The sequence below is a fragment of the Frankia canadensis genome (assembly GCF_900197875.1).
GTDB lineage: Bacteria > Actinomycetota > Actinomycetes > Frankiales > Frankiaceae > Frankia > Frankia canadensis.
Map to the genome: position 1 here is coordinate 11,819 of NZ_FZMO01000547.1, position 25,453 is coordinate 37,271.

Annotated in this window: 24 protein-coding genes and 1 pseudogene; 15 read left to right on the top strand and 10 right to left on the bottom strand. The window is 73.2% G+C overall.

The genetic code is table 11. From position 1 onward, the window contains the following. Positions 1-11 precede the first annotated feature (11 nt). Together C1A33_RS30995 and C1A33_RS31000 are read right to left on the bottom strand one after the other, a co-directional pair. Complete coding sequence (locus C1A33_RS30995; RefSeq protein ID WP_101835832.1) at positions 12-1,193, bottom strand: sensor histidine kinase; 1,182 nt, start codon at positions 1,191-1,193, stop codon at positions 12-14. A 33-nt stretch (positions 1,194-1,226) separates the two neighbouring features. Next, positions 1,227-1,955 carry a response regulator transcription factor gene (locus C1A33_RS31000; protein ID WP_101835834.1) on the bottom strand — a complete coding sequence of 243 codons (729 nt, stop codon included), beginning with the start codon at positions 1,953-1,955 and terminating at the stop codon, positions 1,227-1,229. Positions 1,956-2,119: 164 nt separating this feature from the next. Between C1A33_RS31000 and C1A33_RS31005 the strand changes: the two genes are divergently transcribed. From C1A33_RS31005 to C1A33_RS31015, 3 genes are all read left to right on the top strand, one after another. Next, the gene (locus C1A33_RS31005; protein WP_101835836.1) at positions 2,120-2,800 is read left to right on the top strand and encodes a glycosyltransferase family 2 protein; all 681 of its coding nucleotides are present in this window, start codon (positions 2,120-2,122) and stop codon (positions 2,798-2,800) included. Between the two features lie 74 nt (positions 2,801-2,874). After that, positions 2,875-3,552 (top strand): TIGR04282 family arsenosugar biosynthesis glycosyltransferase, encoded by a 678-nt coding sequence (locus tag C1A33_RS31010; RefSeq protein ID WP_101835930.1) that lies wholly within the window; start codon positions 2,875-2,877, stop codon positions 3,550-3,552. A 5-nt stretch (positions 3,553-3,557) separates the two neighbouring features. Beyond that, positions 3,558-4,247, top strand: a complete 690-nt coding sequence (locus C1A33_RS31015) for a class I SAM-dependent methyltransferase (protein ID WP_115538038.1) — start codon at positions 3,558-3,560, stop codon at positions 4,245-4,247. Positions 4,248-4,397: 150 nt separating this feature from the next. Here C1A33_RS31015 and C1A33_RS31020 read toward each other — a convergent pair whose 3' ends face one another. Further along, positions 4,398-4,865 (bottom strand): hypothetical protein, encoded by a 468-nt coding sequence (locus tag C1A33_RS31020; protein WP_243408111.1) that lies wholly within the window; start codon positions 4,863-4,865, stop codon positions 4,398-4,400. Further along, a complete protein-coding gene (locus C1A33_RS37180) occupies positions 4,862-6,259 on the bottom strand; it encodes a molybdopterin-dependent oxidoreductase (protein WP_423748171.1) in 1,398 nt (465 codons plus the stop codon). The genes C1A33_RS31020 and C1A33_RS37180 overlap by 4 nt, the downstream gene beginning before the upstream one ends. 113 nt (positions 6,260-6,372) lie before the next feature. Here C1A33_RS37180 and C1A33_RS31040 point away from each other — a divergent pair, with 113 nt between their 5' ends. Continuing rightward, entirely contained in the window at positions 6,373-8,097 is a 1,725-nt protein-coding gene (locus tag C1A33_RS31040; RefSeq protein ID WP_243408112.1) for a glycosyltransferase 87 family protein, read from the top strand. Here the strand turns inward: C1A33_RS31040 and C1A33_RS38225 are convergent. Beyond that, positions 8,044-8,232: pseudogene (locus C1A33_RS38225) on the bottom strand (GNAT family N-acetyltransferase); the annotation flags it as partial. The gene C1A33_RS31040 and the pseudogene C1A33_RS38225 sit on opposite strands and share 54 nt — an antisense overlap. Between C1A33_RS38225 and C1A33_RS37185 the strand changes: the two are divergent. Beyond that, positions 8,212-8,409 carry a hypothetical protein gene (locus C1A33_RS37185; RefSeq protein WP_243408113.1) on the top strand — a complete coding sequence of 66 codons (198 nt, stop codon included), beginning with the start codon at positions 8,212-8,214 and terminating at the stop codon, positions 8,407-8,409. The pseudogene C1A33_RS38225 and the gene C1A33_RS37185 overlap by 21 nt on opposite strands. Here the strand turns inward: C1A33_RS37185 and C1A33_RS36035 are convergent. Next, positions 8,376-9,248, bottom strand: coding sequence for a GNAT family N-acetyltransferase (locus tag C1A33_RS36035; protein WP_207770581.1), 873 nt, complete (start codon positions 9,246-9,248; stop codon positions 8,376-8,378). The two genes, C1A33_RS37185 and C1A33_RS36035, sit on opposite strands and share 34 nt — an antisense overlap. 796 nt (positions 9,249-10,044) lie before the next feature. Here C1A33_RS36035 and C1A33_RS31055 point away from each other — a divergent pair. The 4 genes from C1A33_RS31055 (at position 10,045) to C1A33_RS31070 (ending at position 14,190) form a co-directional block, all read left to right on the top strand. After that, complete coding sequence (locus C1A33_RS31055; RefSeq protein ID WP_101835840.1) at positions 10,045-10,479, top strand: VOC family protein; 435 nt, start codon at positions 10,045-10,047, stop codon at positions 10,477-10,479. Positions 10,480-10,664: 185 nt separating this feature from the next. Next, positions 10,665-11,189, top strand: a complete 525-nt coding sequence (locus C1A33_RS31060; RefSeq protein WP_101835842.1) for a PadR family transcriptional regulator — start codon at positions 10,665-10,667, stop codon at positions 11,187-11,189. Beyond that, complete coding sequence (locus tag C1A33_RS31065; RefSeq protein ID WP_101835844.1) at positions 11,186-11,893, top strand: ABC transporter ATP-binding protein; 708 nt, start codon at positions 11,186-11,188, stop codon at positions 11,891-11,893. Before C1A33_RS31060 ends, C1A33_RS31065 begins: the two co-directional genes overlap by 4 nt. Beyond that, on the top strand, positions 11,890-14,190 hold the full coding sequence (locus C1A33_RS31070) for an FtsX-like permease family protein (RefSeq protein WP_101835846.1): 2,301 nt from the start codon (positions 11,890-11,892) through the stop codon (positions 14,188-14,190). The genes C1A33_RS31065 and C1A33_RS31070 overlap by 4 nt, the downstream gene beginning before the upstream one ends. A 14-nt stretch (positions 14,191-14,204) precedes the next feature. Here the strand turns inward: C1A33_RS31070 and C1A33_RS31075 are convergent, their stop codons facing one another. Further along, entirely contained in the window at positions 14,205-15,137 is a 933-nt protein-coding gene (locus tag C1A33_RS31075; RefSeq protein ID WP_101835848.1) for an NADP-dependent oxidoreductase, read from the bottom strand. A 66-nt stretch (positions 15,138-15,203) separates the two neighbouring features. On the opposite strand from C1A33_RS31075, the gene C1A33_RS31080 reads away from it, so the two are divergent. From C1A33_RS31080 to C1A33_RS31095, 4 genes are all read left to right on the top strand, one after another. After that, the gene (locus C1A33_RS31080) at positions 15,204-15,629 is read left to right on the top strand and encodes a winged helix-turn-helix transcriptional regulator (protein ID WP_101835850.1); all 426 of its coding nucleotides are present in this window, start codon (positions 15,204-15,206) and stop codon (positions 15,627-15,629) included. 140 nt (positions 15,630-15,769) lie between these two features. After that, positions 15,770-16,549 (top strand): pirin family protein, encoded by a 780-nt coding sequence (locus C1A33_RS31085; RefSeq protein WP_101835851.1) that lies wholly within the window; start codon positions 15,770-15,772, stop codon positions 16,547-16,549. A 1,129-nt stretch (positions 16,550-17,678) separates the two neighbouring features. Beyond that, positions 17,679-19,928 (top strand): MMPL family transporter, encoded by a 2,250-nt coding sequence (locus tag C1A33_RS31090; protein ID WP_101835853.1) that lies wholly within the window; start codon positions 17,679-17,681, stop codon positions 19,926-19,928. Between the two features lie 234 nt (positions 19,929-20,162). Then, a complete protein-coding gene (locus C1A33_RS31095; protein WP_243408114.1) occupies positions 20,163-20,717 on the top strand; it encodes a DUF488 domain-containing protein in 555 nt (184 codons plus the stop codon). A gap of 87 nt (positions 20,718-20,804) precedes the next feature. Here C1A33_RS31095 and C1A33_RS31100 read toward each other — a convergent pair whose 3' ends face one another. Then, on the bottom strand, positions 20,805-21,653 hold the full coding sequence (locus C1A33_RS31100) for a DUF4097 family beta strand repeat-containing protein (RefSeq protein WP_101835857.1): 849 nt from the start codon (positions 21,651-21,653) through the stop codon (positions 20,805-20,807). A gap of 74 nt (positions 21,654-21,727) precedes the next feature. Next, on the bottom strand, positions 21,728-22,321 hold the full coding sequence (locus C1A33_RS31105) for a ribbon-helix-helix protein, CopG family (RefSeq protein WP_101835859.1): 594 nt from the start codon (positions 22,319-22,321) through the stop codon (positions 21,728-21,730). A 274-nt stretch (positions 22,322-22,595) separates the two neighbouring features. On the opposite strand from C1A33_RS31105, the gene C1A33_RS31110 reads away from it, so the two are divergent. Beyond that, the gene (locus C1A33_RS31110) at positions 22,596-22,802 is read left to right on the top strand and encodes an AbrB/MazE/SpoVT family DNA-binding domain-containing protein (protein ID WP_101835861.1); all 207 of its coding nucleotides are present in this window, start codon (positions 22,596-22,598) and stop codon (positions 22,800-22,802) included. A gap of 13 nt (positions 22,803-22,815) precedes the next feature. After that, positions 22,816-23,526 (top strand): Fic family protein, encoded by a 711-nt coding sequence (locus C1A33_RS31115; RefSeq protein WP_101835863.1) that lies wholly within the window; start codon positions 22,816-22,818, stop codon positions 23,524-23,526. A 61-nt stretch (positions 23,527-23,587) separates the two neighbouring features. Here the strand turns inward: C1A33_RS31115 and C1A33_RS31120 are convergent, their stop codons facing one another. Further along, positions 23,588-25,231: a carboxylesterase/lipase family protein gene (locus C1A33_RS31120; RefSeq protein ID WP_101835865.1), complete on the bottom strand. Its 1,644-nt coding sequence runs from the start codon at positions 25,229-25,231 to the stop codon at positions 23,588-23,590. Between the last annotated feature and the right edge of the window lie 222 nt (positions 25,232-25,453).

Below are 25,453 nucleotides of genomic sequence, written 5' to 3' on the forward strand. Positions count from 1 at the left end.
TCAGATTGGTGTCAGGCCGCGGGGAGCGCGACGACGAACCGGCAGCCGCCATGCTGGTTGTGGACGGTGACGTCGCCGCCGTGCGCCTCGACGATGCCGCGGACGATCGCGAGCCCGATGCCGGAGCGCACCCGCGGCTGGTGGGGATGGTCGCCGCCCTCCCCGGGCGTGCGCGCGCTCTCCCCCCGGAACCCGAGGTCGAACAGCCGGGGCAGATCCTCGGCGGGGATGCCGCCGCACCGGTCGGCGACCGCGACGATCGCCCGGCCGCCGACCGCGGTGCCCGCCCCGGTGGCCCGCCGCGCGGCGCGACCCCGCTCGACCCGGACCTCGACCGTTCCGTCGTCGGGCGTGTGGCGGATGGCGTTGACCAGCAGATTGATCAGCGCACGGCTGACCTGGGCGGCGTCCGCGTCGACGTAGACGGCGTCGTCGGCGCGGCCCGCGACGGTGACCCCGCGGGCGCGGGCGATGGGATCGACGACCGCGACGGCGTCGGACACGACGTCGGCGAGGCACACCTTCTCGATGGTCAGCTGGAGTGCTCCGGCCTGGAGCCGGGCGAGCTCGAACAGGTCATCGACCATGCCGGTCAGCCGTTCGGCGTCGGCGAGCATCCGCCGGTGGTAGCGCGCCGTCGTCGCGGCGTCCGGGACCATGCCGTCCGCGAGTGCCTCGGCGGTCGCCCGGATGCCGGCCAGCGGAGTGCGCAGGTCATGGCTGATCCAGGCGACCAGCTCACGCCGGCTGGCCTCCAGGGCACGTTCGCGCTCCCGCGCCTCGACGAGGCGGACGTGGGTCGCGTCGAGCGTGCGGGCGAGCGCCGTCAGCTCGGCGGTCGGCGCGCGGCCGGCCCCTTCGTAGAACCCGTCGCCCAGGGTGTCCGCCGCGCTGGTCAGCCGTCGAGTCGCCATCACGAGTGGCCCGCCCAGACGTATCGCGGCCACGGACGCGACCACGGCCGACACCGCCACGACGATCAGCACGACCCGAAGGTCGTGGCGCGAGAGGAACATGGCACGGGCCGTGCCGACGACCCCCGCCGCGACCGCGAGGATCGGTACGACGCACAGCACAAGAGCCGTTGCCCATAGTGACCGGCCGCGCAGCAGCCGCAGCAGCGGCACGCCGGACAGGGCGGCCACCGTCGAGCAGGCCAGGGCGATCCCGACGACCTGCATCTGCTCGCTCACGTCAGACTCCCCTCCCCAGCAGCCAGGCCGCGCCTACCCGTCGGCCGTGCGCGGCTGCCGCGCGGAACCGGGCCGGGCTCCGACCGGCGGGTCGTACCGGTAGCCGACGCCCCACACGGTGACCAGCAGCCGCGGGGCCGTCGGATCGTCCTCGATCTTCTCCCGCAGCCGGCGGATGTGCACCGTGACCGTCGACGGATCGCCGTAGGTCCAGCCCCACACCTGTTCGAGGAGCTCGGCGCGGTTGAAGGCGCGGCCGGGGTGACGCAGCAGGAACACCAACAGGTCGAACTCGCGCACGGTGAGCGCGAGCGGGGCGGCGTCGCGGGTCGCGGTGCGGGCCGCGGCGTCGACGACGAGGGCACCGGCGCGCAGCACGCCGGCGCCGGGCGGCGGTGGCTCGTGCGCCCGCCGCAGCACCGAGCTGACCCTCAGGGTGAGCTCGCGCGGCGAGAACGGCTTGGTCACATAGTCGTCCGCGCCACACTCCAGCCCGGCGATGCGATCGTCCTCCTCGCCGCGCGCCGTCAGCATGATCACCGGAACGGGACCCCGCGCGCGCAGCCGCCGGCAGACCTCGATCCCGTCGAGCCCGGGCAGCATGAGGTCCAGGACGACCAGGTCCGGGGCGGTCATCTCGGCGATGCGCAGCGCCGCCGGCCCGTCCCCGGCCCGGTCGACGTCGAATCCGGCGTTGCGCAGGTATCTGTCGACGACCTCGGCCACAGTGGCGTCGTCGTCGACCACGAGGACACGGGCCACGCCGCCACCCTAAAGCGCCGTGGGGCCGCCCGGACGACGCCGAAGCCCCCCGTCACCGGTTCGTAAGAACCTCCGCCGAAGCCGCCACGAGAACGTCCCTCCACCAGCGGATTTCCTTGTTTGGTAAGGGTCGGTGGCACCCGGCCGTCACTAGAGTCCCGATCATGATCACGCATGGTCACCAGGAGCCGCCGTCGGTCGACGTCGTGCTCCCCTGCCTGGACGAGGCCGAGGCGCTGCCCTGGGTCCTCGATCGGATGCCGCCCGGCTACCGGGCCGTCGTCGCCGACAACGGCTCCCGCGACGGCTCGGCGCGCATCGCCCGCGAGCGCGGCGCCGTCGTCGTCGACGTGCCGCGCCGCGGCTACGGCTCGGCCGTGCACGCCGGACTGCTCGCCGCGGACGCGGACGTGGTCTGCGTCTGCGACGCCGACGCCTCGCTGGACCCGGCCCAGCTGCCCGACCTCGTCGCCCAGCTCACGGCCGGGCGCGCCGATCTCGTTCTCGGCCGTCGCCGCCCCACCTCCCCGCGGGCCTGGCCGCCGCACGCCCGGCTCGGCAACGCGGTCGTCGCCCGGCGGCTGCGCCGGCGCGGCGTGCGGGTGCACGACCTCGGTCCGATGCGGGCCGCCCGCCGCGCCGACCTGCTGGGCCTGCCGGTCACCGACCAGCGCTTCGGCTATCCCCTGGAGCTGCTGCTGCGCGCCGCGCAGGCCGGCTGGCGCATCGTCGAGACCGACGTCGACTACCACCCCCGCGTCGGCCGGTCGAAGGTGACGGGCACGCCGCTCGGGACGGCGCGCACGGTCCGGGACATGACGGCCGCCCTCGCGAGCCTGCGATGAGCGGGCCGGCGGCTTCGGCCTCGGCCTCGACCTCGGCTGCGGCTGCGGTGACGGCTGCGGTGACGGTGCTGGTGATGGCCAAGGAGCCCGTCCCCGGCCGGGTCAAGACCCGGCTGACCCCGCCGTTCACCCCGGTCCAGGCGGCGGCCGTGGCCGAGGCGGCCATCGCCGACACCCTGACCGCCGTGCGCGGCCTCCCCGACCATCCCGGCGTCGGACCGGTCCGGGCCGTCCTCGTCCTCGACGGCGCCGCCGGCCCGTGGCTGCGCGCGCCGATCGACATGCTCCCGCAGGCCACGGGACCGTTCGACGCCCGGCTCGCCGCCGCCTTCGACGCCGTCACCGGCCCGGCGCTGCTGATCGGGATGGACACCCCGCAGGTGAGCCCGGCCCTGCTCGCCAAGGCCTGCGACCTGCTGACCCGGCACGACGCCGTGTTCGGCCCGGCCGCCGACGGCGGGTGGTGGGCGCTCGGCCTGCGGCGCCCCGACGGCGGCCTGCTGCGCGGGGTCGCCACCTCCCGGCCGGACACCGGGCGCCGGCAGCGGGACCGCCTGGACCAGGCCGCCCTGCGCATCGCGACGCTCCCCACGCTGCGCGACGTCGACACCGCCGCGGACGCGGACGCCGTCACCCGGCTCGCCCCGCACGGCCGCTTCGCCGCCACCGTGCGGGCGATCCGAACCGGCGCCGCACCCACCGCCGGCGCCGCACCGGCCGCCGGGCGGACCACCACGCTGGCCAGCCGTTGACCACCGTGGCGACACCTGCCGGGCACGCCACGCAGCGGACGCGGCCCGGTGCGCAGGACGGTTCACCGACGTCGCTCTACGAGGCGGCGCTGCGCTCGGCCGACGGACGGCTGTGGGTACGCCACCCCGACGGCCGGCGGGAACTGCTGCCGGTGCCGACCTGGCGCGGCGGGCTGGCCGCCGGCGACGCGTCCCTGCTGCGGCGCTGCGTCGGCCCCACCCTGGACATCGGCTGCGGCCCCGGCCGGCTGGCCGCGGCCCTCGCCGGGCGCGGCGTGCCCACGCTCGGCATCGACGTGGCGCCGTTCGCGGTGCGGCTCGCCCGCCAGGCCGGTGCCGCCGCGCTGTGCCGCGACGTCTTCGGCCCGCTGCCCGCGGAGGGCCGATGGTCGACGCTCGTGCTGGCCGACGGCAACATCGGCATCGGCGGCGACCCCGGACGGCTGCTCGCCCGTGCCGCCGCGCTGCTCGGTCCGGCCGGTCAGGTACTCGTCGAGCTGCGAGCCCGGCCGCGGCCGTCGTCCGCCGCAACGCTGGTACGCCTGGAGGGGCCGGACGGACGGGTGTCCGGCACGTTCCCGTGGGCGTTCGTCGGTCCCGACGACATCGGACCGTCCGCCACGGTCGCCGGACTGGCCGTCACGGAGACCTGGCGCGGCGGCGGCAGGCGATTCGCGACGCTGCGCCGGCCATGAACGCCCACTGATCGGCGCCCCTCGGGGTCCGCGCCCGGCCCACGCCCAGCGCGGACCCCGCCAGCCGTCCCCGCCGTCCGCGCCGTCGGCCCGCGCCGCACACCGCCGGCCCCGCGCGGTCCGCGCCGCGCCCGCGCGGTCCGCGCCGGATCAGGACCCGTCCGGTGCGGCCCTGCGCCCGCGCCGTGCCCGCAGCGCGCGCATCGCGATCAGGGCTGCGGCGACCGCCCACACGGCGCCGAGGACGATCGCCAGGTTCCTCCCGTAGGGCAGCGGATCGACCGACGGGTTGTCCGGCGCGCCGCCGTAGCCGCGCCACAGCGGCAGGCTCGCCAGCGCGACGGACACGCTGGCCAGCAGCGTCCCCTGCACCACCGCCCGGTACGGCGCGCGCACCAGCCGGGTGAGCACGAACCCCACCGCGGCCGTGACCGGGAAGGCAACCAGGTCGTGGAGCAGCAGGCCACCGATCAGCCACCGGGCCGCCTGCGGCGGGTGCGTCGCATGGGGCATGCCCAGCAGGCCGTGTACGCCGTACCCGAGCACCGCCAGTCCGGCGACGGCCACCAGGCCGCGCACGACGGCGCCGACGGTCGGCCGCACGCCGCTGCGCTTCACAGCATCACCACCCGGTGCACCCACTTGGTCTGCAGGACTCCGGGCCGATTCGGGGCGATGAGCCGAGCTGGATAGCCGTGGTCGAGGTTGAGGTCGGCCCCGTCCAGGCCGGTGGCGAGCAGCGTCAGCGGGTCGCGGGCATGCGGCGGTCGCACCTCGCTGGCGCGGTAGCCACCGCGGCTCTCCAGCGACTCGACCCGCACCGTCGCGCCCGCCGGGATGCCCGCGGCGTCGAGCAGGTCCCGCAGCCGGGGGCCGTGCCAGGTGGCGTCCGCCGACCAGCCCTCCACACAGGTGATCGGCAGGGTCGAGATGTGCTGGCCGAAGGCCCGCAGCTCGACCAGGCTCAGCGTGTACGGGCGGGGGCCGACGACCTCCAGCCGGTAGCCGGGGTCGCGGGCGAGCGTGCGGACCCGCGCGGCGGCCGCGGTCCTGTTGACCGGCAGACCCTGCGGCCCGACATCCGGCCGCCGCGGGCCGAGCAGGTCCAGCGAGGCGAGGCCGGGCACGAACTGACCGGCGCTCGTCACGGTGATCACGCCGGCCGCGGCGCCGACGGCGATCCCGAGTCCGCGCCGCGACAGTCCGGTCCCCGCCGGATCCGGTGCGGCGCGCGGATCAATATCGACCGCGTCGCCGGTGGGCTCACCGGTTCTCGGCCCGTCCGAACCGGGACCGTCGGGCTTGGGCTTGGGCTTGGGCTCGGGCCCGGGCTCGGGTTCGGGCTCGGGTTCGGGTTCGGGCTCGGGTTCGGGCTCGGGCTCGGGTTCGGGCTCGGGTTCGGGTTCGGGTTCGGCCTGATCGGATCCCGGACCGCCGGCGTCGCGCGCGCGGCCGGCCCGGCCACGCCCGACGTTCGCCCGCACGACCGTGACCTTCGCGGCGATATGCAGCAGCAGCGCGCCGATCGTGATCCAGGCGACCCAGTAGTGGGTGACCGTGAAGAAAAAACGGAAGCGGTACCACTGGGCGATGTTGGCCACGCCCGTCGCGAGCTGGAAGAGGGCGCCCGCGACGAGCGGGACGATCGTCAGCCGCTCCAGCGCGTGCGCCACCGAGCGCACCGGCGGCCATTCCCACAGCCGCGGATACACCGTCCACAGCTTCGCCAACAGCAGCGGAATGCTCGCCAGCCCCGTGGCCACATGCAGGCCCTGCGTCAGCCGGTACAGCCACACCGGCCGGGCCGGCCAGTCCAGCCACGACGGCGGATGCTGCATGAAGTGCGAGACCAGCCCGGTCAGGAAGCACACCCCGAACGCGACCCCGAGCCAGATCCCGAGCAGCGCGGCCATCCGCGGGTCATGCAGCCGGCTGGGGAAGGCGTCCTCGCGCAGCGGGCCGCGCCGCGGGATCGCGGGTGGTCGTGGGAGTCGTTCGGGGAGCACGCGCACCCAGGCACCGTAGGTCGGGCGGAGCGATCTCAGGGCGCCGCGAAGCCTTACGGAACGGAGAAACCGGCCCGTGCCGTGGCGGTCGCGACCGGGACAGCCGCCAGTGTGGGTGCATGCCGAGCGCTGTCACCCTCGCCGACCAGAGCGGCCCGCCCGCGCCCCGCGACCAGCGGGCGGAACGGCCACGGCGGCCACAGTGGTCACAGCGGCCACCCGCGCGGCTCGGGTCACGCGCGCGGCGCGCCGCTCTGGTCGGCGCCGCGGCCGGGCTGGCGGGGCTGGTCACCACCCAGGTGATGATCCAACACCAGCCCGGCTACCTGGTCAGCAGGCCCGCGTTGCTGTACCTGGTCCTGCTGTGGTGGCTGCTCGGCCTGGTCACGGCCGTCCTGCTGCTGCTCGCCGCACCCCGGCGGCTGGCCGTCGTCCTCCTACTCGGGGCGACCGTGGCGATCCAGGGCGTCGCCCTCACCGGCGGCCCGCGGCTGTCCGACGACCTCTACCGCTACGCCTGGGACGGCAGGGTGCAGGCCGCCGGCATCGACCCCTACCGCCACGGCCCGCTCGACCCCGCGCTGGCGCGCGTCCGGGACGACTGGCTGTTCCCGGACTCGGCGGGCTGCACCGCCGACCATCCGCGCCCGCACTGCACCCGGCTGAACTATCCGCGCGCCCACACCATCTACCCGCCGGTGGCGCAGGCCTACTTCACCGCCGTCCACCTGCTGCCCGGCCCGCCACGCGAGCACCGGCTGCAGCTCTACGCCTCGCTGTGCTCGCTGGGGGTCGTCTGCCTGCTCATGCGGATGCTGACGGCCCGCGGCGGCGACCCGCGCCACGCCGCCTTCTACGCCCTGACCCCCCTCGCCGGCCTGGACGTCGCCGCCGACGCGCACGTGGACGTCCTCGGCGCCCTGTTCGCCCTCGGCGCCCTCGCGCTGCTGACCACGCCGGCGACGGACTCGGCGGGCCGGCGGCGGGCGTGGCTCGCCGGGGCGCTGCTCGGGGCGGCGGTGGCAGTCAAGCTCTACCCGGCGCTACTGCTGCCCGCGATGGTCGGCCGGGGACGGGCGGGCCGGCGTGAGCGGATCGAACTGGTGGGCGCGGCCGTCGCGGTCGTCGCGCTGGCCTATCTGCCGCACGTGCTGGCGGTGGGGACGGGCGTGCTCGGCTTCCTCCCGCAGTACCTGCATGTCGAGGGCTACGACCAGGGCAGTCGGTTCCTCCTGCTCGCCGGCCTGGGCCTGCACGGCTCGGCGGCGAAGGCCGCGGCGGCCGGAGTGCTCGCCGCGGTCGCCGTCGCGGCCCGGCGCGCCGACCCGGCCCGGGTGCCGGCGGCGCGCGCCGCGCTGTGGCTCGTCGGCGCCGCGTTCCTGACGGCCACGCCCGCCCAGCCCTGGTACGGCGTCCTGCTGGCGGTGCTCGCCGTCGCCGCCGAGCGGCCGGAGTGGCTCGCCGTCGCCGCGGCCGCCCACGTCCTGTACATCTCCCTGTTCACCGACGTGCCCGGCGACGCCTGGACGCTACGCGTCGGCGCCTACGCCGTCGCCGCGCTCCTCGTGCTGGCCGCCGCCGCCCTGCGCGCCGTCCGGCCCGGGGGACGGTGGGCCAGGACGGCGGGCCGGTATGGCACGGTCGAACCAGACCCGGTCCCGCAGTTCGATGCCGTCGATGACGACGCCCGGCGGGTAGCCGGTGGCCTCGGTGAACGCGTCGCGCTCGATGGAGCGCATCCGGAACCCGCACCGCTGGTAGAAGCGCAGGTTGTCGAGGCCGGCGGCCGCGGTGGCGACCAGCAGCGTCGTCACCCGCTCGGCCGCCAGCAGCTCGACCAGTGACGCGACCAGCGCACGGCCGATGCCTCGCCCCTGCAACCGCGGGAGCACCGCCATGTTCTTGAGCTCCGCCTCGCCCGGCCGCTCCGTCGGCACCACCTGCAGGTGGCCCACGACGTGCCCGTCCAGCCGCGCCACCAGGACCCGGCCGAGCGCGAGGTAGCCGTCGAGCTCGGCCGGGGAGTCCTCGGCCAGCTCGAACAGGGCGCGCAGCTCACGCCGGGGCCCGGTGTACGTCTCGATGCGCACGTCGGACACCTGGGTCGTCCGCTGTCCGGGCATCAGAACTCCTTCACCAGGATGGCGCGGGTGTAGAGCAGGTCGAAGCCGGAGCGCTGCACGTTGTGCTGCGAGCGCGAGCCCGGCTGGGTGGTGACGACGGCGATGTCGCAGCCGGCCGCCGCGGCGTCGGCGAGCCGGGCGGTGAGCAGCGCGGACTGGATGCCCCGGCGGCGATGCGCCGGCGCGGTCGCCGCCCCGGTGAACTGCGCGACGCCCGCCGACATCCGCATGCTGGCGCCGCCCGCGAGCACCCCGTCGCGCAGCGCCGCGTAGCGCACGAGCCCGCTCGCCCCGGCCAGGTCACGCATGGCGTTCACGATCACCTCGCGGGGGAACTCCTCATACGAGGGAACCCCCTGCGTGTCCGGGATGGCGACCGCGTCGGCCACCACCTCGACCCAGTGGTCGAGCTCGCCGGCCCCGCTGGGACGGACCTCCACCCCCTCGAGGGCAGCGCGGCGCGGCTCGCCGGCGGCGGCGAGGGCGAGACCCAGCACGTTCTCGAACGAGACGAGCCGGTAGCCGCGTTCGGTCAGCAGGGCGCCGATCGGCTCCTCGACCAGGTGGGCGAGCTCGACCTGCACGGCCGCGCCTCGGGCTGCGAAGGCGTTCTCGACCTCGTCCAGCTCGGAGGTGCTCGGCACGCCGTCGAAGCCGAGCCCGGCGACCTTGTTGAGCGGCGAGTCCGCCTCGGCGAAGCTCGCCACGCCCCCGGCGATCGGCCGGACGAATCCCGCCGCGTCGCCGAGGCGCCGCCCGGCGGTCGTGCTCCAGCCGGCGATGAGCCCCGCCTCGGCCCCCTCGATGCGCGCGGCGAGCGCCACGTCGCAGAACAGCGGCGACCGCGCGGGGGTCGCGATTCTGATCGACATACCCGGGCTCCTTCGGTGTGAGCGCCGTCCATGACCTGAGGACGGCGCGGCTCGCAGGTTCCGTCCCGCGAACCCGCTCGGCGTCACACGACCGTTCCTGCTGGGCTGATCGCCATATCACCGCATACGCCGAGCATCAGCGGGTTCCCGGCTCGCGCAGACCAAGTTTTTCGCCACGCCGCGAACAACAGGGCGAAGAATATCCGAACCATACTCCTCGCGATCCGGACAATGCCCCACCACCAGGAAGTTCTCGCGCGCCGAGCCAGGTCCAGAACCTTCTCAGGTCGACCTCGCCAAGCCCACGGAACTCCGTTTTCGCGCCACCTTCCCGAGGTTTCGACCGTCACGCGAAAAAGATGTCGGAGGACGCGTCTACCGTGGTGTGCATGGGTGACGGCGGTGCCGCGGCGCTGGCGCGGGGGACGACAGAACGTGCAGGTGGTGGGACTGCCGCCCGGGCGGTCACCCGAACAGACGTGCTCGCCTACCGGGTGCGCGCGCAGCAGCTCGACGGCGCGGCCACGGCCCTGGCCGACGCGGCGGCCCTGGACTTCGGCGTGCAGGACACCGGGCCGGACGGCGGACTGTGGGCTCTGGCCGTCCGCGGGGTCAACGTCGCGGACCTGTCCGGCGACGAGCTCGCTGCTCGGGCCTGCGGCCCCCAAACAGGTGGCCGAGTTCCTCGATTCCCCCGTCAAGGAGGTCCGGGCGCCTCGCCGCGTTCCGCCAGGTCACGTTCACCAATCTCGACATTGACGACTGACGACAGCCGCCGACGACCGACAGGAGACGCATGAGCCGCGACATCCAGATCACCTTCGACAGTGGCGACCCCGCCCGGCTGGCCGCCTTCTGGGCCGAGGCGCTCGGCTACCGCCCGCAGGACCCGCCCGCCGGTTTCCCCTCCTGGGACGAGGCCCTGGACGCGATGGGCGTGCCACCCGAGCGCCGCGGCGACGCCTCGGCGATCATCGACCCCACCGGTTCCCGCCCGCGGCTGTTCTTCCAGCGGGTCCCGGAGGGCAAGCAGGCCAAGAACCGCGTGCACCTCGACGTCCGTGCCGCGCCCGGTCTCGACGGCGACGCGCGCATGGCGGCTCTCGAACGGGAGGCCCGGCGGCTCGTCGCCCTCGGCGCCACCCGCCTGCGGCGGCACGAACCCGCTCCCCCGCACGCCGGCCACATCGTGATGGCCGACCCCGAAGGCAACGAGTTCTGCCTGGACTGACGCGACGAGGCGGGCCGGTCCGACGCGCGGTCCGCGATCGTGACGGGGCGGCGCGCGTGCCCGCCGATCAGTTCCGTCCCGCTCACGACGGTTTGCTGCCTTCCGAGCGCCGGTACCTCGACTGTGCCGTGCACGCCGATCCGGAGTATTGACCCGAGGTATACACCGAGTGTAGACACTCAGATATGACGGTTCCCATGGCACTGCTCGGCCTGCTCGAACGAGAACCGAGCCACGGCTACGACCTCAAGCGCGACTACGACGCGTTCTTCGGCCGGGGCCGCCCGCTGCCATTCGGGCAGGTCTACTCGACCCTCGGCCGCCTGGCGCGGGACGGGAAGGTCACCGTCGGCGATGCGGAGCCAGGCGACGGCCCGGACCGCAAGCGCTACGTCATCACCGGTCAGGGGGTCACCGACCTGGAGGCCTGGCTGCGCGAGCCGGTCGCGGCGGAGCCGCACCTGCAGACGGTGTTGTTCGTCAAGGTCGTGTTGGCGCTGATGTCAGGCCGCCCCGCCGAGGGCTACCTGGATGCCCAGCGGGCCGCCCATCTGCGCCGGATGCGCGAGCTGACGGAGCTGAAGCGGACCGGCGGGCTCGTCGACGCGATGCTCGCCGACCACGGCCTGTTCCGCCTGGAGGCCGACCTGCGGTGGATCGAGATGACGACGGCCCGCCTCGACGCGCTCGCCGAGGTGGTGCGATCATGACAGCGGAACCGAGCCGGGCGGCCCCACTACTGGAGGCACGCGACGTCACCCTGTCGTTCGGGCCGACGCCGGCGCTGCGCGGCGCGAGCCTGTCGGTCCTACCAGGCGAGATCCTGGCGATCATGGGGCCGAGCGGCTCGGGCAAGTCGACGTTGCTGCACTGCCTCGCCGGTATTCTCGCACCTGACTCCGGCGAGATCCACTTCGCCGGCCGCCGCCTGGACACGATGCCCGAGACCGAGCGCAGCGCCGTGCGGCGTGACCGCTTCGGCTTCGTGTTCCAGTTCGGTCAGCTCGTCCCGGAACTGTCCGCCGAGGAGAACGTGGCGCTGCCTCTGCTGCTCGGCGGGGTCGCGCGGGCCCGGGCGCTGGCCCGCGCGCGGCCGTGGTTCGACCGGCTGGGGATCGAGGAAACGCGCACGCGCCGCTCGGGCGAACTGTCGGGCGGCCAAGCCCAGCGGGTCGCGCTGGCTCGCGGCCTGGTCGCCGAGCCCGAGGTGCTCTTCACCGACGAGCCGACGGGCGCGCTGGACTCGCTGTCTGGCGAGACAGTGATGAACCTGCTGGTCACCGCTGCCCGGCAGCAGGGCACGACGGTCATCCTCGTCACCCACGAGCCGCGCGTCGCCGCCTACGCCGACCGTGAGGTCGTCGTTCGCGACGGCAGGGTCAGCGCGCTGCAACCAGCGCCGGCCCCGTCATGATCCGCCTCGGGCTGCGGCTCGCCCTCGGCGGCGGCCGGGAGGCGATCATCCGCCTGGTCCTCATCGCGGCCGGCGTCGCGCTGGGCGTCGGCCTGCTGCTGTTCGCCCTCGCCGGCCTCAACGCCGTCTCCGCGCAGAACGACCGCTACGCCTGGCTCGAGACGGGCGTCGGCACCAGCGCCGGCACCGACTCGGCCGGTGGAGTCGGGATGGCCGGAAGGATCGGGGTGGCAGTCGGAGCGCCGGCCGGCTCAGCGACGGACCCGCTCTGGTGGCGGCTGAGCTCCGACCGGTTCGACGGCCACGTCATCGGCCGCGTCGACCTGGCCGCAACCGGGCCGCACGCACCGCTACCGCCCGGCATCTCACGCCTACCTGGGCCGGGACAGTTCTACGCGTCGCCGGCGATGAGCACGCTGCTGCGCTCGACCCCCGGTGACCAGCTCGGGGCCCGCTACCCGGCCCGGCAGGTCGGCCTGATCGGCGCGGACGCGCTGCCCTCGCCGGACTCCCTGATCATCGTGATCGGCCGGCAGGTCGGCGACCTGGCGCAGGCGCCGGGCGCCGAGCTCGTCACCCGGATCAGCACGACCTCGCCCAGCGGCTGCCAGGGCGACTGCGTCGACATCGGCATCAACGCGAACGGCATCGCGCTGATCCTGTCCGTGGTGACGGCCGCCCTGCTGTTCCCGATCACGATCTTCATCGGTACGGCGACCAGGCTGTCCGCCGCGCGCCGCGAACAGCGCTTCGCCTCGATGCGCCTGGTCGGCGCGACCCCACGGCAGATCTCGGTGATCTCCGCGGTGGAGTCGGGCGTCGCCGCTGTGGCCGGCACCGCGGCCGGCTTCGCGCTGTTTCCGCTGGCCCGGCCAGCGGTGGCAGGGATCAACCTCACCGGCGACCGGTTCTTCTCCGCCGACCTGTCGCTCGGCGCAATGGACATCGCGCTGACCGCGGTCGGCGTGCCGACGGTGGCCGTCCTCGCGGCCTGGCTCACCCTGCGCCGTGTGATCATTTCGCCGCTCGGGGTCACCCGCCGGGTCACCCCGCCGGCGCCGCGAGCCTGGCGCGCCCTCCCGCTGCTGGCAGGCCTCGGTGAACTGGCCTGGTTCGTCCACGCCGGACGGCCGGCCAGCACGGGCGGTCAGGTCGAGGCGTACCTGACCGGCATCCTGCTGACCATGGTCGGGCTCGTCGTCGTCGGGCCGTGGCTGACCTCGGTGACGGCGCGCCTGCTGGCCGCGCGGACAAGCCGCCCCGGTGTGCTCATCGGGGCCCGGCGACTGGCCGACAACCCCCGGGCCGGCTTCCGCGCGATCAGCGGGCTCGTCCTTGCCCTGTTCGTCACCAGCGTCGCCGTCGGGATCATCACGACGATCAACGCGTACGGCTCCGGCGGCCGCGGCCGTCCCCTCGCGCACCGGGGCCCGGACCAACGCGGCACCCTGATCGATCGCTACACCACGTTCACACCGGACGGCCCGCGCGATGTCGCGTCGATTCCGGCCTCGCTGCCCGCCCAGCTGCGGGCGATCCACGGCGTGCGTGGCGTCACGGTGATCCACACGATCTCCCCCGACAGCTCCGACCATCCGGCGATCGGCGCGGTGTCCTGCGCCGAGCTGGCGACGACCCCGGCGCTCGGCCGCTGCCCGGCCGGCACGCCGACTGTCACGATCGGCGATGCCGGCTGGTCTCCGGGCACTGCCCACGACCGGCAGTGGCCGGCGGCTCCCGTCTCCGCCGCCCGGCTCGCCCGGCTCCCCGTCCAGTCACTCGCCGTGACGACCGATGGCCCGGCCGCCCTCGAACGCGCCCGCACCGCGCTGCGGCGCGCCAACCCGCAGCACACGATCCCCATCACCATCGCCGAGGAGGTGGACCGGGACCAGCAGCGCAACGCCTCCTACCAGCGACTGGCCGAGATCGTCGCCCTCGTCAGCCTCCCGATCGCAGGCTGCGGCCTGGCGGTCAGCGCGGTCGCCGGCCTGGCCGAACGCGGGCGGCCCTTCAGTCTGCTGCGCCTGGCCGGGGCGCCGATGGGGCTGCTGCGCCGCGTCGTCCTGTTCGAGAACGCGGTGCCGCTGGTGGTGCTCGCCCTCGTCTCGGTCGTGACCGGCTTTCTGACCGCCGGGCTGTTCCTGCACTCCCAGCTCGACGAGACGCTGCAACCACCACCCGCGGACTACTGGCTGCTCGTCGCGGCCGGGCTCGTCGCCTCCCTGACGGTCGTCGCCTCGACGTTGACGTTGCTGAACCGCGCCACCGGGCCAGCTCTCGCCCGCAACGGCTGAGCCGCCGGCCTCGCCTACCACCCACACAGCACGATCTTCCCGCGGACGCGACCCGTCTCGAGGAGTTCGTGCGCCCGGGCGGCCTCGGCGAGTGGCAGGGTCCGGGTGATCTCCACCCGCAGGGCACCGCGCGTCACCAGGTCGGTGAGCTGCCGCAGGTCGTCGCCCGAGCGCTCGACCCCGAACCGGACGTAGCGCAGCCCGCGGCGGGCGGCGAGCGTGCGGACCTCGGTGCGGTCGGGTCCCCTGCCACGCACGTCGACGAGCACGCCGGTCGGAGCCAGGACGTCCAGAGAGCGCGGGCCGTAGTCCTCGGCCATCGGGTCGATCACCATGTCGACGTCGCTCAGCACCGCCGCGAAGTCGACCCGGGTGTAGTCGATCAGCTCGTCGGCGCCGAGCGCCCGCAGGAACTCGTGCTTGTCGGGCCGGGCGGTGCCGATCACGTAGGCGCCTCGCTGCTTCGCGATCTGCACGGCGAGGTGACCGACGCCGCCGGCCGCGGCGTGCACGAGAATCCGCTGGCCCGGCCGCACCGCCCCCACCCGGACCAGTGGCTGCCAGGCGGTGAGCCCGGCGATCGGCAGCGCGGCGGCGACCAGCGGATCCAGCTCGCCGGCCGGTGCGAGCGCCTCCTGCCGGGCCACGGCGAGCTCGGCATAGGAGCCGCGCGGCGGAGCGGTGAACCCGTACACGCGGTCTGCGGTCGAGAACCGGGTGACGTCGGCGCCGGTCGCGGTCACCACCCCGGCAAGGTCGAGGCCGAGGATGAAGGGGTGGGCCATGGGAAGGTCGAGCAGACCGGCCCGTGCCTTCCAGTCGGCGGGATTGACCCCGGCCGCGCTCACCTTGATCTGCACCTCTCCCGGGCCCGGGACGGGTGGATCGGCCTCGATGAGACGGAGAACGTCGGGACCGCCGAAGGCGGTCTGGCTGATCGCGCGCATGGCACGACGATTCCGTCCGCCAGTACCCGCCGTAAAGTAGGCACCTTTCTGATATCCAGGTACCTCATGGGTACTGGATATGACGAGGAGACCGAGAGGTGGCGCGCCCGATTCCGCAATGGCTGCGCCTCGCGGACCGTGCTGGAGGTCCTGGCCAACAAGTGGGCGCTGTACGTGCTGTCCGCCCTGCGCCGCTCCGGCGGGCCGATGCGCTTCAACGACCTGCGCCGACTGCTCGGCGACATCACCCAGAAGATGCTCACGCAGACGTTGCGGAACCTGGAACGCGACGGCCTCGTGTCGCGCGCCGTCTACCCGACGGTCCCACCCCGCGTCGAGTACGCGCTGACCGAGCTCGGGCTCGACGTCGGCACCCTCACCGACGCCGTCGGCGAATGGGCGGTCGTCCACGCCCCCCAGATCATCGCCGCCCGCACCCATTACGACGAGCGCGCTGCGGCCGGTCCGCTCCCGCTGTCCGTAGGCCGCTGAGCGCCGATCATCGCCATAGCGGCGAGGAACCCCGGTCCCGCGGGACCGGCGCCGGAGCCGGGAAGAGAGCAGCCGGGGCATTAGTTGTCCGTGCAAGCATCCGCGGCTGGCGGGTGCACCCGACCGCAGAAGGGATCGTCATGACGCGCACCACGCAGGCGAAGGTGGACGTCCGCCGAGCCGACTCCCGCGCCGCAACCCGGATCGGGTGGCTCGACTCCCACCACTCGTTCTCGTTCGGGCGGCACTACGACCCGGCGAACACCCACCACGGGCTGCTGCTGGTCAGCAACGACGACACCGTCGCGCCCGGGACCGGTTTCGAGACCCATCCGCACCGGGACATGGAGATCGTCACCTGGGTACTCGGCGGTTCGCTCGTCCACCAGGACTCCGTCGGCAACGCGGGTGTCCTGTACCCGGGTCTCGCCCAGCGGATGAGCGCCGGGCGCGGCATCCTGCATTCGGAGAAGAACGACTCGTGGCGGCTCGGCGGCGAACCGCACGACGAGCCGGTGCATTTCGTCCAGATGTGGGTCGCGCCGGATACCGAGGGCATCGACCCTGGTTACGAGCAGCTGGAGATCACCGACGAGCTGCTACGCGGCGGCCTGGTGCCAGTGGCCTCCGGGATGGCACGCCACGACGGGCAGAGCGCGATCCGGATCCGCAACCGGCACGCCGCACTGCACGCCGCCCGGCTGACCCCCGGCAGCGCTGTGGACCTGCCCGAGGCCCCCTACCTGCACCTCTTCGTCGCGCAGGGCGAGGTGACGCTGGAGGGCTCGGGCCCGCTGCAGACCGGTGACGCGGTCCGCTTCACGGCGACGGGCGGGCAGCGCCTCACCGCCAGCGCCGCTGGTCCGGCGGAAATCCTCGTCTGGGAGATGCACACCGACCTGGCGGGCCTCGCCCGCTGAGCCCCACCGCACCGATGCCAGCACCAGCACCAGCAGATCGCGTCTCGAGTTGTGATCCTCACGGCTGCCGGTGCGGCTGGTCGTGACAGCGTCCCGGCAACATCACGGCGGCCCGTGTCGCGAACATGGGGACAAACCCGACAGGAAACGTGGAGTTCGCGACACAAAGCCCACCATCCCCCGCAGGCGCTTCCCACCCACGGGAAGTTCGCCCCATCCTCGGCGTTACGGTCGGCGCCGACACCAGAGATGATCAGTGATTCTCGGTGTCGGGTCGCCGCGCGTGAGGTCGCTGGCGGGTGTTGCAGGGCTGAGGGCTACATGTGTCGTTCTGCGAAATCTGCCTAACCATCCGCGGCAACGGCCCTCCCCGGGTCCGTGGGTACCGGGTCAGCCGGAGAAGTCCGCGGACACCGCCGGGGCGGGGGCGATCTCCGCCCGGGCGGTGGCCCCCGCGCGCAGGGCTGAGGTCGATTCCGCACAGGATCAATGTGTCGCCCTGCGGCCAGGATTCCGAGGACCCGCGGGACCGTCCGGCCTGGAGACACATCGATCGAGCAGGGGGGGACGCGGGCACGCCCGTTCCTCTGCCGCCATAGCCGTCCAGCCTGGCGCATCACTACAGAGTGTGACGGACTCTCGAATCCGGCGGCCGGACCCTTCGCACGTGACCGCGGTCCGCATGGCCCTCATCCGGCCGTTGCCCGAGCTCGGAGGGTGGGCGATGTCGGATGGTGGGCGATGTCGGATGGACGACAGGACACCGCCCCGGGCGCGTCGAACATGCGTTCGCAACCCTGATAGGGTCATGGCACCCAGCTCCTCGGTGAGCGTGCACGTCAGAACGTCAGGCCGGCCAGATCGAGTCGCGCGGCGCACATAGCTGATCAATTCCGCGAGAGGAGATGGGAATCCATTGCGTGAACAACCAGATTGACCTGGTTCGTTGGCCAGTGGCCAGTCTGCCTGAGGGCTACCCATATGCTTGCCAGTGACCAGACCTGGGGGTACCCCGTTCCCCTCTAGGGATCACCACGGGACGATCAGCGTATCTGCGCGGCGCGTTTGCCTGACCGCGTACTCGCCACCCGGAAGCCCGCGTGGCGCAAGGCTCCGATCAGGAGAGTTCATGAAGACCATTGCCCAGTTCGCCATCCGCCGACGATGGCTCGTCATCGTCGGCTGGCTCGTCGTGATCGTCGGTGCTCAGGGCATCGCCGGAGCGATGGGCGGGGCGGCGTACAAGGACACGTTCAGCCTGCCGCACACCGAGAGCGCGACCGTCGCCAAGCTGCTCACCGCGGCCGGCATGGACAACCAGAACGGCGCCGCCGGCACCGTCGTCCTGAAGAACAAGTCCGGGGCGTTCACCGCCGCGCCGGCGCAGCTCCAGCCGGCCCTGGCCAAGCTCTGCACCTCGGGCGACCACGTGGCGCTGATCTCCACGCCGTGGCAGTCCATCGACTGCTCCCGAGGCGCCGCCGCCAAGGCCGGAAACCCCCAGCTGCTGAATTCCGCGCGCGGGTCGACCACCGCCCTCGCCGTGATCACGTGGGAGAACAACCACTACGACGCGAAGCTGTTCGACAACGTCTACGACTCGCTGAAGGGTCTGGACAGCCCGTCGCTGCAGGTCGAGTTCACCGGTAACGCCTTCGCCGGCATCGGGCAGAGCCAGGGCTCCGGCGGATCGGTGTTCATCGGCTTCGCCGCCGCGTTGATCATTCTGGCTCTCGTGTTCCGGACGGTGGCTGCCACGGTGCTGCCGCTGGCCAGCGCGGTCGTCGCGCTCGTCGGCGGCCTGGGGGTGATCTACATCCTCACCCACGCGATCAACGTCTCGAACATCACGCCCTATCTGGCCGAACTCATGGTCATCGGTGTCGGCGTCGACTACGCGCTGTTCATCGTGACCCGGCATCGCCGCAACCTGCGCCGCGGCATGCCGGTGTCCGAGTCGATCGTGTCGGCCATCAACACCTCGGGCCGGGCCGTGCTGTTCGCCGGTACCACCGTGTGCATCGCCATCCTCGGCCTGATCGCGCTCGGCGTGAGCTTCTTCAACGGCATGGCGGTGGCGACCGCGCTCGCGGTCGGATTCACCATGGCCGCGTCGCTGACCCTGCTGCCCGCCCTGCTGAGCCTGTTCGGGCTCAAGGTGCTCACCCGCAAGCACCGCGCGGCCGTACGCGCCGGCGACTACCTCACCGACCAGCAGGTCGGGTTCTGGGCCCGCTGGTCGGAGTTCGTCGCCAAGAACCGCCTGGTCGTCGGTGTCATCGCCGCAGCGGTGATGGTCGCGCTCGCGGTCCCGTTCTTCTCGATCCAGCTCGGCGCCAGCGACCAGGGCAGCGACCCGAAGAGCTCCACCACCCGGGTCGGCTACGACCTGATCAAGTCGGACTTCGGCGTCGGCTACAACTCGGCCCTCGAAGCCGTCGTGAGCGGGCCCGGCGCCGCCGACAAGGCGTTCCTGCGACGCGTGTCGACGGCGATCTCCGAGACTCCCGGCGTCGACCGGTCCAGTCTCGTCACGAGCCCCCTGAACAAGGACATCGCGTTCGTCTCGTTCAAGACGACCACGTCGCCCCAGTCGCACAAGACCTACACGCTGGTCCGGCACCTGCGCTCCGACGTGCTGCCGCCGCTGTCCAATGGCACGCCGACGCACATCTACACCTACGGCGAGACGGCGATCAACGTCGACTTCGCCAAGGTTCTCGCCCGCAAGCTGCCGGTGTTCATCGCGGTGGTCGTCGGGCTGTCCTTCCTCCTGCTGCTGCTCGCCTTCCGCAGCCTCGTCGTCCCGCTGACGGCGGCGGTGATGAACCTGCTGGCCGCAGCCGGCTCGTTCGGCCTGCTCGTGGCGATCTTCCAGTACGGCTGGGGCTCGGAGGCCCTGGGCGGCGGACCCGGCGGACCGATCGACGCCTGGATCCCGGTGATGCTGTTCGCGATCCTGTTCGGTCTGTCCATGGACTACCAGGTGTTCCTCGTGAGCCGCATGCACGAGGAATGGGTCCACACCAAGGACAACAAGCGCTCGGTCACCGTGGGCCAGGCCGAGACGGGCGGCATCATCACCGCTGCCGCCCTCATCATGATCGCGGTCTTCCTCGGCTTCCTGGTCTCCCCCGGCCGACAGATCAAGATCTTCGGTCTGGGCCTGGCGTCCGCGGTCTTCCTGGACGCGTTCATCCTGCGCACGATGCTGGTGCCCTCGCTGATGCACATCATCGGCAAGGCCAACTGGTTCTACCCGCGCTGGCTGGACAGGGTCACGCCCCGCGTGTCCGTCGAACCCCCCGACGACCACGACGGGCCGCCCGCCGGGAGCACACCCCAGACACCCCCGCCCCACGAGACCGTCAACGCCTGACATCCTGCGAACCAACCGGCCCCGGACAGCTCCTGTCCGGGGCCGGTCGCTTTTTGCCAGCGTCACAGGCGGTCCGCGCGGGCGGCGGCCACGGCGGGCGCGAGCTGCTCGGTCATGGCGATCCTGCGCGGGCTGGTGGAGGCCACGAAAGGCTGACCACGGCGCGCTGGACGTGTCGGTTGGCCGTGGGGTGGCGATAACGTCGCCATGGCCTCGGGTCCTCATGATCGCGAGTTGGGCGAGCTGCTCACGGTCGGCCACGGCACGGCGGATCGGGAGACGCTGACCGGGTTGCTGCTGGGTGCGGGGGTGGAAGAGGTGGTGGATGTGCGCAGCGCGCCCGGCAGTCGGCGCAACCCCGACGTCGCCCGCGCCGTCATGGCCGGGTGGCTACCGGCGGCCGGAATCGGCTATCGCTGGGAACCAGGGCTCGGCGGCTTCCGCCGGCCGAAGCCGGACTCCCCTGATGTGCTCTGGCGCAACGTGTCCTTTCGCGGCTACGCCGGCTACACCCGTGACCCGCGGTTCCTGAGTGCGATGGACGGCCTGCTCGCCGGCGCCGCACAGGTACGGACCACCGTGCTGTGCAGCGAGTCGGTCTGGTGGCGCTGCCACCGCCGGATCATCGCCGACGTCGCGGTCCTCGCACACGGCTGGACGGTCCGGCACCTCATGCATGACGGCCGCCTCGTCGACCACACCCTCACGGCGGGCGTCCGGCTCCGCCCCGACAACCTGCTCCTCTACGACGGTGCTGCCGCCGGCGGCCCGAGCACGGACCTCCGATGAGTACTCCCATCCCGGTGACAGGGCTTCGACAACACGATCTTCACCTACCGTCGTTCCGACTGACCGTACCGGCCCCGCCCGCGGTGATCAGGAACGGTGCAGCCTGATGTCGCCGAAGGATGTCTGCACGCGGAGCTCGACCTTGTGGTCGGCCTCGCCGGGTTCGTCGGAGACGCTGTCGAGCGCGTTGTGGACGTGGCCGTATCCGGTGTTGGCGTCCAGCCAGGCCGCGGTGCCGGTGGCGATGCCCACCTCGACGTCGCCGTTCGCCGTGCGCAGCGCCACCGCGCCTCGAACCACTCCGTCGACCCGGATGCCGCCGTTGGCCGTCCGCACGTCGGCGCCGGCGACCGCACGCTCGATGTCGATCCTGCCGTTCGCGTTGCGGACGCGGACCTCTCCGGACACCGCGCCGATCCGGGTGGCACCGTTGGAGTTGCGCACCGTCACGTCGCCGCCCACCGGGCCGATCCGCACCTCGCCGGTGCCGGTGTGGACGTCGGCGTCGCCCACCACATCGTCGACCGTGATGGGCCCCGCCCCGGAGCGCAGCCGCGCGGACCCGCACCGCTCCAGCCGGATGGTGCCCATCGACGTCTTGACGCGACAGTCCCCCAGCACACCGGAGCCGGTCACGTCCGCGACGGACGCCTCGCAGTCCAGCCGCGACCCGGCCGGCAGCTCGACGGTGACATCGACGGACCGCTTCTTCGTGGAGAAGTTCAGCGCCCCCGCCCGAGGTGCCCGCACGAGCAGGACGCCGTCGGAGTACTCGACGCGGGTCTGCTTGGCGGCCTTGACGTCCGAGTCGTCGTCCGGGTCGGTCGGGCGGACGTCGACGACCGTGTCCGCGCGGTCGGTCGCGATGATCCTGGCGTTGGCGACGATCAGCTCCAGAGTGGCCTGGATCGGTGCCGGCGTGTCGAAGACAGGCATGACTGTCCTTCCGTAGGTAGTGACTGCGGTGGGAGGTAGTGACTGCGGTGGGGGTGCCGGTGTCGGCGCCGGTGTCAGCGCACCCAGCCGGTGACGTGCTGTCGGCCGGGTTTGCCGCGCTCCGACCGGAGGGCGGCGTCCTGCGCCGGTCGCAGGACGGCGGCGGCGGCGCGGACGAGCCAGGCGTTGACCGAACGCCCCTCCCCCGCGGCCGCCTCCTCCACGGCGGCCTTCAGCTGCTCGGGCAGCCGCACGTTGATCCGCACCGTCGCGCCGTCCTCCGGCGCGACCTCCAGCACGGCGGCGGACGCCCGTTCCTCGGCCGACCGCTCCCCGGCCGGCCGCTCCCCGGCCGGCCGCGTGCCGGTGGGCCGCACGTCGGTCGGCCGCATGTCGGCCGGCCACGGCGCGACCGGCTGGTCCGCCGGCGGCAGCGCGACGACGAACTCGGGGTCCCGCCCGCGCAGCCGCAGCTGCACCGAGCCAGGCGCGAGCTCCCGCGTGATCTCGTCCGCCGCCGCGGACAGCGTCTCCAGCAGCGTCAGCCGGATCGCCGACTCCAGCCCACCCGTCAGCCGCTCGACCAGCGCACGCGCCTCGTCGCCGCCGCCCTCCAGCACCGCGACGAGCTCCTGGCCGAGCCGATCCACATACGTTCCCAACTCCATGGCACCACTATGGCATCGCCGTGGCTCACATGCAAGCATCGCGACGCCACTATGACGCCAGAAGGATGCCATCCATGGCGCCGATGAGCCCCGCGGGGCGCGGCGCAGCCGACGGCACGACCGCACCGCCCAGACGCCCATCCGGGCAGCGCGCCTCCGCCGGCGCGCGTTCCGCGGAACGCAATCCCTCACCAGGGAAGTCGGCGCGGCGCCGCCTCGACTCTCCGGACCGCCGACCCGAGACCTGGTTCGTACCTGGGCGTAGCCTGTTCGTATGCAGAAGAAGGTCGTCACGATCGGGAACTCGGCGGGTATCACGATCAGCCCGACCGAGCTGCGCGCCCTGGGCGTCACCCCCGGAGACATCCTCGAGGTGACAGTCCGCGCCGGGGTCCTCGAGGCGCGCGCGGTGAGCCGCTATGAGGACGCTCCCATGGCCGAACTGATGGCCGTCATCAACGCGGCCCGAACTCGCGCGTGACCAGGAGCCGCGCGTGACCTGGACTCGAGCGGAGTTCCTGGCCGCGGTCGCCGGCTCCGGGGTCCTGTCCCCGGAGTATGCCGACGATGTGCTGGTGCGCCTGGCACACCACTCCACCGCGATCGAGGGCAACACCCTGACCCTTGCCGACACCGTCACGTTGCTGGTCGACCAACGTGTGCCTGTGGCGGGTACGCCGGTACGCGACCTGTACGAGGTCGCGAACCACTACGAGGCCTTCGCCCGTGTCCTGCGGGCCGTCGCGCAGGACGAACCCCTGACCACGGCGCTGATCCTGCACCTGCATGCCACGCTGATGGACCACCTGGCCCACGACCGTGGTCAGTACAAGACCTCGACCAACATCGTTACTGGCGCCTCCTGGCAGCCCACGGCGCCCGCCCGGGTGCCCGATCTCATGCGTCAGTGGGCCGATCAGACCGAGTGGCAGACCGCGAACCTCGACAACGAGGCCCTGCTGGAAGCGGTCGCCAGCGCGCACATCGCATTCGAGCGCATCCACCCGTTCTCCGACGGCAACGGTCGCACCGGCCGGGCGATCATCGCTTACCAGACGATCCGCAGATTCGGCTTTCCGGCCATCGTCCAGGTCACCCGACGACCCGCCTACATCACCATGCTCGACGCCCAGGACGCCCCCGGACTGTCCCGTCTCCTCGCGGTCTCCCTCGCCGACGAGGCCGCCCGCCGCACCCAGGCGTAGCCGCACCACCGACGTGAAGGCGACCTCGTCGATGGGGAGCCGGCAGGTGCGTGGCGGCCTGTCAGCCGAGCAGTGGGAGGGGCGGGAAGGTGTGGTGCTGCCAGATCAGCCGGGAGCGGTCCTGGGGGTAGGCCGTGACGGTCGTGGGGGTGTCGAAGACCTGGGTGAGGCGGCGCTCGGGGTCGAACGCCTGCCAGCCCGGGTCGCCGTGGGTGGCGAAACCGGTCCAGGCGGTCCGCATCGCGGCGGACAGCGTCTCCGCCTCGGCGGCGGGGCTCTCGCCGAACAGCAAGGCCGTCTGGCCGGTGGTGAGGTTGCCGAACACGAGCGGGACGTCGAGGCCGTGGCAGGCCCCGAGAATGCCGCCCATGCCCGGGGCGGCCCAGGCCAGCTCGTACAGATGCGCCTGGCCGCCGCCCGCCACCTGAGCCTCGGCGAGGCGCAGGCTCGGCATCCGGAACAGCCAGTCGGAGTGGACGAGCTCGTACAGCTCGCCGGGACCCGCCTGCGGGTAGGCGTCGCGGTAGCCGCGCGCGCCGCCGGGACCGGGCGCGAGGTCCTGGAGGGCCTCGGCCGCCTGCTCCGGCCTCACCTGACCGAGCAGGCCGGACATGGCGGTGAACAGCCGCTGCTCGTCGCGGGTGTGCCCGACGAGCAGACCGACGTCCCGGGCCGCGCCGCCGGCCACGGCCTCCCACGGTGTGCTCGGCAGGACGTCGCCGTCGACGACGGGGGCGAACAGGATCGACCGGCGCGCGGCCAGCCCCCAGCGTCCGGCCCTGGCCATGCGACCGGCCCGGCCCACTGCCCCGCTCGCCCCAGCCGCGCGCGGCTCACCGGCCGCGTCCAGGTCACCCGCGTCCAGGTCACCCGCGTCCAGGTCACCCGCGACCGCGTCGCCGGCGGCGGCGAGCAGCGCGGGATCGACACCGGCGAGGTCGGCGACGGTGGGTCGCGCGCCCACCTCGGCGGCGAAGGCGACGGCGAGGTCGGCGGCGAGCTCCGGTGCGAAGAACGTGCCCGGCACGCTCTGCGCGATGGCGCGGCGAAACAGCCCCCGCGCACGGGGCATGGCCAGCAGTGCGGCGACGGATCCGCCGCCGGCCGACTCGCCGAAGATCGTGACCTGGTCGGGGTCGCCCCCGAAGGCGGTGATGTTGTCGCGTGCCCATTCCAGCGCGGCGATCTGGTCGAGCAGGCCGCGGTTGGGCGGCGCGCCGGCGATCTGCGCGAAGCCCTCCACGCCCAGGCGGTAGTTGAACGTCACGACGACCACCTGGCCGTCCCGGGCGAGATGGCCGCCGTCGTACTCGGGCCGTCCGGACGTGCCGAGCACGTAGGCGCCGCCGTAGATCCAGACCATCACCGGCAGCGCCGCGGCGGGGTCGACGTCGGGCGACCAGACGTTGACGGTCAGCCAGTCGTCGCCCACCGCGTCCTGGGTGGACGCCTGCTGGCCGAGCACCTCGCTCTGCGGGACCGCCGGACCGAACGTCACGGCTGGCCGCACACCGTCCCAGCCCGGCGCCGGCCGCGGCGCGGCGAAACGCAGCTCGCCGACCGGCGGCGCGGCGTAGGGGACGCCGCGGAAGACCGCCAGGCCCCCTTCCCGGCTGCCCCGCACGACCCCGCCCGTGAGGCGTACCTCGGGCGCGGACCCGGATGAGGACGTGGCGACGACCGATTCGGCGGCGACTGGCGTCACGGTTCTCCCTTGGACGCTGCGTGCTCCGTCATGGCCGCAGGCGACGGCATCATCACGCGGAAGCCGCCTCGTCGCCACTCGTTTTTCGCGGTGGACCGCCGCTGTGGGGCTGACCGCGAGGCTCTCGTCGGGGCCGCCGGCGCGGACGAGGGGAGGGCGGGCCGTCGGCGGAGCGGGCAGACAGGGCGATTGTGACTGGAGTGTGTCCGGGTTTCGGGGAAT